This window comes from Sporosarcina luteola (assembly GCF_007991495.1).
Classification (GTDB): domain Bacteria; phylum Bacillota; class Bacilli; order Bacillales_A; family Planococcaceae; genus Sporosarcina; species Sporosarcina luteola.
The window spans coordinates 65,823-78,010 of sequence record NZ_BJYL01000029.1 but is presented as its reverse complement, the minus strand read 5'-3'; the positions used below and the strand labels follow the sequence as shown (position 1 = coordinate 78,010).

Sequence of the window (12,188 nt, the reverse complement as noted above, 5' to 3'; positions counted from 1 at the left end):
TTAAAGATGCCCGTGACATTCTATGTCATGGACATCCTCTTTTCCCCTATAAAATTTTGCTGAAGAAAGCTTTTGTCCGCTCATGCTTCGGATTAGAAAAGATTTCTTCTGGTTTCCCTTCCTCGACCAATAACCCTTGGTCCAGAAATAAAACCCGATCTCCCATTTCCTTCGCAAACCCCATTTCATGTGTGACAACAACCATCGTCATCCCTTCCAAAGCCAGTTGCTTCATGACATCCAATACTTCCTTTACCATTTCAGGATCCAATGCGGATGTCGGTTCATCAAACAACATGATTTTGGGTTTCATCGCCAGCGCTCTGGCGATTGCAACGCGTTGCATCTGACCCCCAGACAACTGCTCAGGATAAGCGTTCGCTTTATCCGCCAACCCTACTTTTTCAAGTAATTGCAGTGCCAATTCCTCAGCGTCTCGCTTATTCATTTTCCGTATTTGTATAGGTGAAACGGTAATATTATCAAGCACACGCATATGTGGAAACAAGTTGAATTGCTGAAAGACCATTCCTACTTCCCGTCGGATATCATTTATATCCGTTTTCGGGTCGTTTATTTTCACGCCATCAATAAACACTTCACCACTCGTAATTTCTTCAAGAAGGTTGATACATCGCAAAAATGTACTTTTCCCCGAACCACTCGGACCGATGACACAGATGACTTCCTTCTCTTTAATGTCGTAATCTATGCCTTTGAGTACATTCAACTTACCAAATGATTTATGCAAATCCCGAACTTGAATCATCGCATTCCTCCTCCTATCGTTGAACGTCTCATTGAAAAAATAGACTTTCTTGAGGATGGAACGTAACTATTGCTGAATCTTTTCTCGACATAAGCGATCAGTTTCCCACAAATGAATGTCAAAATGAGATAAAGGATCGCAACGGTTAAATAAGGCTCCCAAAATCTTTGATATGCTCCTGCAACGATTTTACCAGCATAGAGCAAATCACTCGCCGCAATGACAGTCACGAGGGAAGAATCTTTTAGTAGTGCAATCATTTCATTACCTAGTGGCGGAATCATCCTTCTGAACGCCTGCGGCAGAATGATTAACTTCATAGCCGTGTTATGCGGCATGCCAAGAGAACGTGCCGCTTCCATTTGACCTTTATCGAGCGACTGGATTCCTGCGCGGATGATTTCCGCGTTATAAGCAGCACTATTCAGCATGAGTGCTAGCGACCCAGAGACGAAAAATCCTAAAGAATGGCCGAACATGCTAGGAATTAACGCCGTATGAATCAATAGTATTTGTACAAGTAATGGTGTACCCCTAAAAAAGTCGATATAAATTTTTGCAGGGTAATGAAGCCATTTCCTTTTTGACAGTTTACCTAATCCAACGATAAGTCCTAAAATGAATCCTCCGATATAGCCGACCGCAGTCAAGCCAAGAGTGACCCAAATGCCTCGTATGAATAGCTCTCGATAACTCCAAATATTTTCGAGCATCTCAATTCGGATGCCTAAAATCTCCATGACCGTCACCTCCCAAGATGTATTAGTCGTTTACATCACTTGTTAATCGAGGTCTTGGTCGGTAATTTCCTTCAACTTGCCATTTTCTTTAATCTTCTCAATTCCATCGTTCAATAAATCGAGAATCTCTTTATTTCCCTTTTTAACCATCAGACCATAATATTCTTTTTCAAAGCTGTCATCTTCAACCGTTTTCACTTTAATGTCCGGATTATTCGCCTGATAATGAATAATGACCGCATTATCTCCAACAGAAGCATCTGCATTTCCATTGATCATCTCAGTAATGGCTAGTGGCATTGTTTCAGTTGCAAGTATTTTTGCACTCGTCTTGCCTAATAGATCTTTTACGACTTCATGTCCTGTCGTATTGATTTGAACCGAAACTTTTTTATCAGCCAAATCTTCGAAAGCTTCTACATTTGAATCCTCTTGCACTAGGATTAATTGATTTGCAACGAAGTATGGATCAGAAAAATCATTGGACTGTTTCCGATCATCCGTGATTGTTATGGATGATACTGCAAAGTCGACTTCCCCATTGTCGACAGCAGGAAATAATGGCTCCCATCCATAGTTCTTATATTCAACTTCAAACCCTGCTGCTTCAGCGATTGCATTTACAATTTCAATATCAATGCCGACAATATTCCCCTTTTCATCCATGTATTCCATCGGTGCATACGTTGCGTCTGTCCCAACTATCAATTTTCTTTTTCCATCTGCATCTGCTACATCCGAACCACTTGAGCTAGTAGAATCTGCTCCACATCCCATTAGAAAAACGGATGTACATACTAATGCTACCCCCAACAGAAAACGCTTAAATGATTTCTCCATTTAAATCCTCCCTTTTCTCTATTAATTTACTGAATAAATCGATACTTTAGTTGATTATATATGAAAAGGTTTTCATTCACAACAAATTATTTCGAATACACTTTCAAAATCGAATACTTCAACAGCAACCAACAAAAAAACTGCTCCGCTGTCAAATTTCGACTTTTGGAGCAGCTATCGTTATTTATTATTGGAATATCGGTAAAGTGACGGCGATCATTAGCATGAATAAAATCGCAATATAATTTACAGAGTAAAGAAACATTGCAAAGGCCCATTTATCGTCATCTTTCGTGAAAAATCCTTGAATTGACATTGCCAAGAAACCAATATTTAACAGCGTCGCTAGTACAATGAAGACCATCCCAAGCGAGCCTAAATAGAATGGCAACGGCAATAAGCAAGCAATGTACACAAACATTTGGCGCTTTGTCATTTTAAATCCACGTACCACAGGCAACATCGCAACGTTGGCTGCTTTGTATTCGTTATACTTCCTCATCGCAATTGCAAATGTGTGCGGCATTTGCCAAATGAATAAGATGATAAAAAGCATAATTGGAACAAGATGATAGGATGGCGCAATAGCGGCCCAACCAATCATTGGCGTCACTGCGCCTGATACACTTCCAATGACTGTATTCAATGTATATTTACGTTTTGTCCACATCGTATACATGATGACGTAAGTAAACCAGCCAACGAAAGCATAGATTGCCGCTTCCATCGTAGTAAACATCAACATGACCATACCGATTGCCGACATGGAAATCCCAATTCCAAGAACAGTCTTTAACGACATATTTCCGGTTACAGTTGGACGTTTTTGGGTTCTTTTCATCACAGTGTCAATATCGACATCATACCAGTTATTCAGCACAAGTGCGCCGCCCATTAAAACGGTGCTCCCGATTATCGTTAGCCAAAACAGCTTGCTGCTTGCCAGAAGGGATCCACCTGTGAAATGAAGAGCGAGCCAAAAGCCAACAAAAACTGGCAATGCATTCGCAATCAATACTGGCGCTTTGAAGAGCGATTTCAAATCCGCAATCAATGTACCTGTTTTCTCATTATCAATTGTGCCATTTTCATTATATGAAATTTCAATTTCCTTCGTCATTTATATACGCTCCTTAGAGGTATTTCTCCAAATATCATCCCTTTCATCATATCATTTCATTCCTCGAAATTTAAAGGTTTCTCGCTTTTTATTTGGAAATTCCTATCGTTCTTCCCGTTGTTCGTCACAATTTATTCAAAAGTGGTGATGCGGTTCATTTTGAACGGTTTTGATAATAAATCAAAAAGTCTGTCCATACTCCATTATCACGTGAAAATTTTTCCCTTATGCATTCAAATTGAAAACCTGCACTTTCCGCCAACTTTTTGGACGGTTCATTGTCAACGTTAATATGGAGCTCGATTCGATGAAAGTCCAGTTGTTCGAAAAATACCTGTGTTGCCGCTTGTACACTTTCTTTTCCATATCCTTGCCTAAAAAATTGATTATGAATGGAATAACCCATCATCGCCCAGTCGTAATCCATTCGCAAAATTTTGAACAGCTCCAGCTTCCCTACGTTTTTTCCATCTTCTTTTCGAAATATGCCAAGTATGTACATCTCATCTTTTCTTGCCGCTTCGTCAAAACCTTGTATCCAGTCCACAAACCACTCTTTTGTATAGGTGTTAGCATTCTCCTGAAATCCATCATCATATGTATACGTCGAAGGAAGCCTTTCCTCGAACCCATCATGCCATTCCTGGTAATCTTCAGCAACAAACGGACGGATGATTAACCTGTCCGTTTCACAATACAATTCTTTCATGATTTTTTCTCTCCTTCAATTAGGACACCATAAAGCCTATAAATAGTAGAAAAATGAAAACAAGGATATAGATAAGGAAAATAACAGCAATCATTCCAGCCGATACGATCAAGTATGCTTTCGAAAAATTATTCCGGGGATCTTGCTTATCAGTCGCCCAAATGATCAGCATCACTAAGCTGACGATTGGCAGGAATAAAAGAATAATTGTAATGATCCAATCCTTCAAAGACATTTGTTGTTCAGTTTTCAAGTCACTCACTCTCCTTTAGTACGCATTATATGTTTACGTATAGATGCGATAGAAGTTTCAATCATTCCCTTCATTGTATATCCCTTCTGTTTGCCGGTTATGTTAAGGATAGTGAAACGGAAGGGATGAATATTGAAATGAAAAAAATGTTTTCATTCATATTACTAATACAGTTATTAATGATGGCTGCTTGCAGTGATCAAAATCTTATACCAAAAGACAAAGCAAGCAAAGTTGTCGATACATATGGCATAACAGCTTTTACGGTGACGATCGGCACAAAAGAAGAAACGGAAGCTCTGAAAGCAAGCTTTATAGAGAAGAAAGAGCGTTCAGAAGCGGAATTCTCAAATAACAAGCAAGGAGTCAACCTCCATGGCGAAAAAGCTTTAAAGAAAATAACAGAGGCGTTTGAAAAACTTTCACCCGATCCAGAAGCTGAGGAAACTGAATTGATTAAGAAAACGGCAGAAGCGTTCGAATTCAAGGATTATCAAATGATACGATTGGAAGTTACCTTCAAAGGATACGATAGTAAAGAAATCATGTTCTCTAAATAGGAAGAGACATCGGGTGCTGAACAAGCCACCGGTGTCTTATTTACTTTTCACCAAGAATGGGTAAAGGATAAGACTAGCTGTTCAAGGAGGCGATTCAATGGAATGGAAAGGTAGAAGAGGGAGCAAGAATATAGAGGATCGAAGAGGAATGGGCGGTAAAACAATCGTCGGGGGTGGCATCGGTGGCATCGTCGTGCTGCTTATTGTCATGTTTCTCGGCGGCGACCCTGGAGATATCCTTAATGGGCTGACGACCGCCCCGTCAAATACGGAATATGTGGAGACTGAACAAGATAAAGAGTTGGCCGATTTCGTGTCTGTCGTGCTCGCAGATACCGAAGATGTATGGACAGAAATTTTCGAGCAAGAAGGGATGGAATACCGCGATCCGACCCTCGTCCTCTATTCGGGAAGTGTGCAGTCTGCGTGCGGGATGGCGGGAGCAGCAGTCGGGCCTTTTTATTGTCCAGCAGATGAGAAATTATATATAGACCTCAGTTTCTATGACGAACTGCAAACACAATTCAAAGCACCCGGGGATTTCGCAATGGCCTATGTTATCGCCCATGAAGTCGGACATCATGTTCAAAAATTATTGGGGATTAGCGATGAGATGGCTAAAATTCGATCCCGCGTAAGCGAAGAAGAATACAATAAATACTCCGTCCGTTTGGAATTACAAGCCGATTACCTGGCTGGCGTATGGGCTCATCATGCGCAAGGGATGGGCTACTTAGAGGAAGGCGATTTAGAAGAGGCGTTGACAGCTGCTAGCGCTGTCGGTGATGACACCATTCAGAAACGTGCCCGCGGATATGCAGTGCCCGAAAGCTTCACGCACGGATCTTCCGAACAGCGGAAGAAATGGTTTTATCGTGGATTTGAAGCTGGGAATCTTGAAAATGGTGATACGTTTGGGGCGAGTGAACTTTGATTAAGTGGTTTTGTGGATTAATGAGCGATTTTTGAATAAATGAGCCGTTCTCGGAATAAACGAGCCGTCTCGCGAAAGAATGAGCCGTTCCTGGAATAAACGAGCCGTTGCGTGAAAGTATGAGCCGTTCTTGGAATAAACGAGCCGATGAGCGAAAGAATGAGCCGTTCCTGAAATAAACGAGCGATAGCGTAATAACCTAAATATGAATAAAAATCAGGTAAAGGAGCACATTTTAGCACTCCCTTACCTGTTTTTTCGTCTTACACGATACCCGATACTTTCTTTGACTGGACATCCAATTCTGAAGCGGAGGTCGCGATGGCGAGGAAATCTTCCATTGCCACTTCTATACTTTGTTGACACCTATCTGCATTTTCCTGGGCCAACACTGTGCCTTTAGAAATGGTTTTAATTTCAGAAGTAATTGCCTCTACCCCTTCGCGCACCTCAACAATCGATTTCTCCACGTTGGCGGAAAGCTTTCTTACTTCTTTTGCCACCACATCGAAGCCGCGGCCATGCTCTCCTGCCCTCGCTGCTTCAATCGCGGCATTGAGCGCAAGCAAATTCGTTTGAGCCGCAATTTCCCTGATCGTCTTCACGATATGCTGGATGCCCTCCGCATGGACCTGCAATTTCCCTAAAGTCTCGGTATTTTCACGTGAAATTACAGCAATGTCCTTTATCGTTGTCAATAATTCTTTGCTACGATCAATCCCGATATCTGCGCGCTGCGTCAGCCCTTCTGCCATTTGACGCAACTCTTCCACGACCGACGTAATTGAAGTTTGTCGCTTCGTAATATTGGAAGCGACTTTCGTAATACCGATAACCTTTTTACCATCTGAACTGAACACAGGCATATATGTCGCTTCCAGCCAAACCTTATTGCCGTTCTTGTCTTTCCTCTCAACCTTTTCCTGTTGCCCTTTGCCCCGCAGCAACTCTTGCCAAAACTTCTCATATTCCTTACTTCTCGCATAATCATCAAAACAGAATTCCTTATGAGAAATTCCAATCATCTCTTCTTTTCTAAACCCCATAGCATTTGCAAATATATCATTGACGTAAGCAATTTTACGATCTGTATCAAATCTGATGATCGCCAAATTTTGCTCAAGCGCTTTCACAACATGGTCATCTGTAACTTGTTCAACTACCTGTATAACCAAAATACCCACTCTCCATCCCCTGAAAAAGGTCTTTAATACCATTAAAACATACCAAAAGTTCAAATGGAAGACCTTTACAAATAAATCAGAAAGCAATAGTTGCCATCGAAATAGTTTCCTATTATGTACCGACGACCACTACACTTTCCAGATTTGCAATAGCCGCCAAAATGCTTGCCCCCGTCACATGACTCGTTTTCGGATTGTCTGGAGACGGGTTATTTTTGATCATCAGTTCCATTACGCCAAATGCCCCCGTTGCGGTAATGTGATGAATATTTTGCGTGACGTCGGGATCGGCAATAATTCGGACATGCGTCTTTTCGATCCCTAACCCCGCCAACGACAATACGATGGCTACATTCGCATTTTTGGGGAATTGTTCAATCGCGTCACGGGCTGGTCCTTCAAACAAAACTTGCTCCGCAGTAATTAGATCCGTCGTTAACGAATGAGCAGGTTTTCGAGTCGTCAGCGTGACAGACTCCAAACCTCCATCTAACTTAGCAGCTTTCAACACATCCAAACCCCCGATTGCACCAGATGGTAAATAGATTCGGTGCCCGCTTTCTTGAGACGCTTGTTCTACACGTTCAGCGAAGATAGGATCGGCGAATGCTCCGATGCTTATTAACATTAGATCTTTCTGTTTAATGATATCGAGCGAAGTTGATTTAGCAGTGTCGATGTTGGCGCATTCAACTACTATGTCGGTGTCGGATTGTAAGAACGATTGGATGTCATGGAATGCCTGACAATCGTATGTATTAGCAAAAGCCGTAAGTTCCGCTTTCGCTTTAGCGCGCTCATCCAAAATTGCGGTAATTTTAGTATTAGATAGAAGCTGTTCTTTGTTTATTTTTTGGAGTAGATATGTACCAAGGTTTCCTTTACCGATTAGGCCTATTTTGATTGGGATCAGTCCTTTTCTCTTTTATGGTTAGTATACAGGAAAACCCCTTGGCTTTGGCCAAGGGGTTTGAGTACAGCATTAGTAATTATCTAGCAATAGTGATGTTTGCAGGAACTGATAATTTATTTCCGACAGCATCTTTAATTGTTAATGTATCTTTAGCTTTCAATTCTAATACTTTTTCCAAGTCAGCATTTGAAAGGTTAGCTCCCAATGTGAATGTTACTGTTGTAACGCCTGACTCATTCAAAGGTGTTGAAACAACTGATTTTGTTGCAACTGTAGCTCCACCTATCAAAAGATCAAAATCGCTATCCACTTTAGCTGTAGTTACAGCTTCAGAGAAAGTAAGAGTAACTTTGTCTGTTCCTACCAATTTGGCAGATGTGACTGTTGGTGCAACGTTTTCTTTTAAGGATACTTCGTTAGTAAAGAAAGGTTCCATTACTTTTGCAGATCCTGATGCTTTTACGTTTGAAATGTTGATATTGCGTACGCCAGTGTAATCATTAGAACCAGCTTTCAAATTAAGAACAGCAACTTGAGTACCGTTCTCAGCAACCGGATTCAATGTAATTGATTCGACAGTTGCACCAGCGATTTGATAGTTAGCTGTATTGATAGCAGAAGAACCTTCAACAGCTCTATCAAAAGTGACATTTACTTTGTTGTTATCTTCAGAGTCTTGAACAACAGAAGTCACTTTAACTACTGCATCGTTAGCAAGCGTGTTATCTTTCCCACGTGTAAATGTTACTTTTGCAGTATCGACTGGTACTCCAGCTTCACTTGTAACACTACCAAATGTCAAATCAAGCGCATATGACGCACCTTCGATGTCAAATGTAGTACCAAGGAAAGCATCAAGCTCAACACGGACTACTTTCTTGTTCGATGCGTTTTTATAGCTGATTGTAGTAGGATTCAAATTCTCAGCTTTTACCGGAGTAGTTACATAGTTTTTAACATATGAACCAATCCCATCAACTGTAGAAGTACCCAATACTTCAACATTCTTGTCGAAAGCAATTTCAAGATATTCTTTTCCGTTTGTTTCATCAGCCACTACTGCACTAGAAACAACTTTTGGAGCGTTGATATCTTTAACAAAGCTAACTACCTTGCTAACTGAATCACCCACTTCTCCACTAAGGTCAACAAAACCATTAATTACTACAGTTTTTGCATCGTCAAGAACAGCAGATGTAGTAACATTGTATACAGTTGGATCATTAGCATCTTTTTCTACTTTAGAAGCTTCCACACCGCCGATCGTTACAGTCGGAGCTGTTTGTAATTCCTCAGTGAATTTGATAGCGAAAGATTTCGCGCCAGTTTGAGTAACAGATGTTACAGCTGGTTTCACTCCATCTTTATCACCTTTTTGGAATGTAACTGTTGCAGGGTTCGGTGAAATCAAGTTGCCTGCTTGGTCTTGCGTGCCGATGAAAGTAGCAATAACATCTTGGTTAGCAGCTACGTCCGAACCAAGTGTAAACGTTACTTCTTTATCACCTGCTTTGAAGTTGTCTTTTACGCCATTTTCGCCAGTAACAGCAGTTCCATTAGCCAATTTATAGCTAACAGTTCCAAGCGATTTAAGAGGTTCAGAGAAAGTAACTTTGAATGTGCTAGCAGAAATTCTGTCTGTTTTAACAATTGCTGGTGCAGTTTTATCATCAGCGATTGTAACCATGTTTTCAAACTTGACGATATTTTTACCGTTATATGATTTCAAACCATCAATAACAACATCGTAACGTTTTGAAAGGACGTTTTCTGCTGTGATCGTCAATGTTTTGCCATCGCTAGATAGTTCTCCGGAAAGAACTCCTGTAGCAGCTCCGTCTAGAGCTTTGAAAGTGATTACGTTATTAGCGAATGCTCCGCTTTTACCGTTTGCGAACAAAGTCGCTTTATCAACTGGAAGGTTGAACTTAACTTCTACTTGTGTAGCATTGATTCCAGCAACCGATGCTACTTCAAGGTTAGCTGGTTCAGCAACAACTACTGTAAGTACTAAATCCTCAGCGTTGTTTCCTGCTGCGTCAACCGCGCTGTATGTCACTTTATATGTTCCGTACTCTTTTGTGTCGATGGCAGTAAGTCTTTCGCCAGCTTCGTTTGTGATTACTGAAGTGACTTCGACTTTTTCGTCAACGTTGTCAGTTGCAGTTACGACTGGAGCTGTGAATTCTGCTGCGTATTCAACGTTAAGTGTTTTTTCGCCTGTGTATACAAGTTTAGGTGCTTCAGTGTCTGCCTCTTCTTCTACGTTTACGTTAGAAGTCTTGTAAAGGAATGAAGCGAACTGACCACGAGTTGTTGTGTTTTTAGGGTTGAATTGTGGTGCAACCGGGTTTGTGATATCGAAATAGTCAAGAACGTCGATGTAAGGACGAGCTTCAGCTTTTGCTTTAGCAAGGTCTGTTACGTCTTTATCGAATTCTGTTTCTTTTACTAATGTAACTAGATCTGTTTTATGGATAGCATCGTATGCTCTAACAAGAACGATTGCCATGTTTTCACGTGTAATATCGAGTCCTGCACCGAGTGTGCCATCTGCATAACCGTTAAATACGCCATTGTCTTTAACTAATGCAGCATATTTAAGGAGTTCATCGTTGGATTTTGATGTTAAATCTTTGAAACGTGGGTTTGTCTTGTAATCTGTTGGGACTTTATAGTCTAGAGATACAAGCCATTTCCCCATCATTTTAACAACATCGGAACGAGTCAATGTTTTATTTGGTTGGAATGTACCGTCAGCGTATCCATTGATGACGCCAGCTTGTACCAATGCATTGATTGCAGATTCATGCGTGTTTCCTTTCACGTCGGAAAAGTCCGCTGCACTTGCTGCAAGTGGTGCGACTGCTGATGCGACCAATGCTGTTGAAGCTGCACCGATCATGAAATTACGATATTTGTTAGGTTGGTTGTTACCCATAAATATATTTCCTCCTCTGAGATGTACTTTGTACTTGAGAGTAATGCATCCCATATACGTATACCCTCGTCTAACAGTATTAATCATATTTTATAAAATTGATAGTTGTAATAAATGGTCATAGAACCAGACTATCAATCTATCTCAGAGGAAGCATGATAGTTTTCAAGTTTATATATTTGTAAAGATTTCGCGAAGTTATTATCTTTATTCCTTATTTTTCTTCATACTCTTTTTAAGGAACATCTCATAGATCGGTTTCAACGACTTTGGATTCAAGTCAATATCATTTTCATGAGCATATTTTACAGCATGTCCTAATGCAATCGTCATTCCTCCAGCTACACTTGCCCCGGCTACCATTCCGGCGCCAGGTACGATTTTCACGATTTGTCGAAAAACCGTCTTCCCGATATTTCCTACAATTGTAGCGATGATCAATTCTTTCGCTTTATCTTTCGTAATCGGTTTTCCGTACAGCGCCGACAGCTTCAACATTAGACTTACTTGGAGAGCTGTAAGTGGAACGAAATCAGAACCTGGAATTGGGACTGCCCCGATTGTTGCAGCGGACGCACCGGCCCCTAAAATCCAACGATTCGCGATTGCTGATTTATCGGCCATATTTGCGGCCATTAAAACGTCTTTTTTTTTCGTTTCCAATAATTCGAGAACCTCTTTTTGTAACATGCCGATATTCTCGCCGGTTCTGGATGAAATTGGAGTAACTGGATAGTCGTAATTTGTATGATCTTGCACATATTTAACCAATGCCGGTATGTCGTCGGCTGCGTCTATTTTATTCAAGACGATAATGATGTCTTTATTCACTTTGGCGATTTTCTTTAATGAAACAAGTTCTGTTTCAGACAATACTGTACCGGCTGCGTTCAAGAAAAACAGGATCAAATCGGCCTGTTTGTAAAATTTCATCGTCAAAGCTGAATGCTCACTATATATATCATCTAATCCGGGCGTATCGACGAAGATAATTTTATCTTTGAAGCTGAATTTTTTAATTTCCTGTGTTTCGCCAGGCTTCGCACCGACTTCCGCCACTTCTGCCCCCATGAGACGGTTAATCGTGGACGATTTGCCCGCATTGACGTCGCCGATCATGGCGATAAGAATTTCACTTTCCAATTGCTCATTGATTTCCGATGATTTTTCTTCAAATATTTGGTCAAACTCTTCATCTGACATCCATTGTGGGTTCATTTGTATC

Annotated in this window: 12 protein-coding genes; 2 read left to right on the top strand and 10 right to left on the bottom strand. The window is 40.9% G+C overall.

The genetic code is table 11. From position 1 onward, the window contains the following. Nucleotides 1–46: 46 nt before the first annotated feature. The 6 genes from SLU01_RS11345 to SLU01_RS11320 form a co-directional block, all read right to left on the bottom strand. Nucleotides 47–769, bottom strand: a complete 723-nt coding sequence (locus SLU01_RS11345; RefSeq protein WP_147058361.1) for an amino acid ABC transporter ATP-binding protein — start codon at nt 767–769, stop codon at nt 47–49. Further along, a complete protein-coding gene (locus SLU01_RS11340) occupies nt 766–1,509 on the bottom strand; it encodes an amino acid ABC transporter permease (protein ID WP_147058359.1) in 744 nt (247 codons plus the stop codon). Before SLU01_RS11340 ends, SLU01_RS11345 begins: the two co-directional genes overlap by 4 nt. Nucleotides 1,510–1,551: 42 nt before the next feature. Then, complete coding sequence (locus tag SLU01_RS11335) at nt 1,552–2,349, bottom strand: basic amino acid ABC transporter substrate-binding protein (RefSeq protein ID WP_147058356.1); 798 nt, start codon at nt 2,347–2,349, stop codon at nt 1,552–1,554. A gap of 187 nt (nt 2,350–2,536) precedes the next feature. Beyond that, a complete protein-coding gene (gene cyoE / locus SLU01_RS11330) occupies nt 2,537–3,469 on the bottom strand; it encodes a heme o synthase (protein ID WP_147058355.1) in 933 nt (310 codons plus the stop codon). A 154-nt stretch (nt 3,470–3,623) separates the two neighbouring features. Continuing rightward, the gene (locus tag SLU01_RS11325) at nt 3,624–4,178 is read right to left on the bottom strand and encodes a GNAT family N-acetyltransferase (RefSeq protein WP_147058353.1); all 555 of its coding nucleotides are present in this window, start codon (nt 4,176–4,178) and stop codon (nt 3,624–3,626) included. A gap of 19 nt (nt 4,179–4,197) precedes the next feature. Continuing rightward, the gene (locus SLU01_RS11320) at nt 4,198–4,431 is read right to left on the bottom strand and encodes a hypothetical protein (protein WP_147058351.1); all 234 of its coding nucleotides are present in this window, start codon (nt 4,429–4,431) and stop codon (nt 4,198–4,200) included. A gap of 137 nt (nt 4,432–4,568) precedes the next feature. On the opposite strand from SLU01_RS11320, the gene SLU01_RS11315 reads away from it, so the two are divergent. Continuing rightward, on the top strand, nt 4,569–4,991 hold the full coding sequence (locus SLU01_RS11315) for a YusW family protein (RefSeq protein ID WP_170232682.1): 423 nt from the start codon (nt 4,569–4,571) through the stop codon (nt 4,989–4,991). A gap of 97 nt (nt 4,992–5,088) precedes the next feature. Beyond that, the gene (ypfJ, locus tag SLU01_RS11310) at nt 5,089–5,925 is read left to right on the top strand and encodes a KPN_02809 family neutral zinc metallopeptidase (protein ID WP_147058347.1); all 837 of its coding nucleotides are present in this window, start codon (nt 5,089–5,091) and stop codon (nt 5,923–5,925) included. 263 nt (nt 5,926–6,188) lie between these two features. On the opposite strand, the gene SLU01_RS11305 is transcribed toward ypfJ, so the two are convergent. The 4 genes from SLU01_RS11305 to SLU01_RS11290 form a co-directional block, all read right to left on the bottom strand. Continuing rightward, nucleotides 6,189–7,109 (bottom strand): methyl-accepting chemotaxis protein, encoded by a 921-nt coding sequence (locus SLU01_RS11305; protein ID WP_246110964.1) that lies wholly within the window; start codon nt 7,107–7,109, stop codon nt 6,189–6,191. Nucleotides 7,110–7,221: 112 nt separating this feature from the next. Then, a complete protein-coding gene (gene nadX / locus SLU01_RS11300) occupies nt 7,222–8,007 on the bottom strand; it encodes an aspartate dehydrogenase (RefSeq protein WP_281288388.1) in 786 nt (261 codons plus the stop codon). Between the two features lie 91 nt (nt 8,008–8,098). Further along, nucleotides 8,099–10,963 (bottom strand): S-layer homology domain-containing protein, encoded by a 2,865-nt coding sequence (locus SLU01_RS11295; RefSeq protein ID WP_170232681.1) that lies wholly within the window; start codon nt 10,961–10,963, stop codon nt 8,099–8,101. 207 nt (nt 10,964–11,170) lie between these two features. Beyond that, the gene (locus SLU01_RS11290) at nt 11,171–12,181 is read right to left on the bottom strand and encodes a YcjF family protein (protein ID WP_147058340.1); all 1,011 of its coding nucleotides are present in this window, start codon (nt 12,179–12,181) and stop codon (nt 11,171–11,173) included. Nucleotides 12,182–12,188 lie beyond the last annotated feature (7 nt).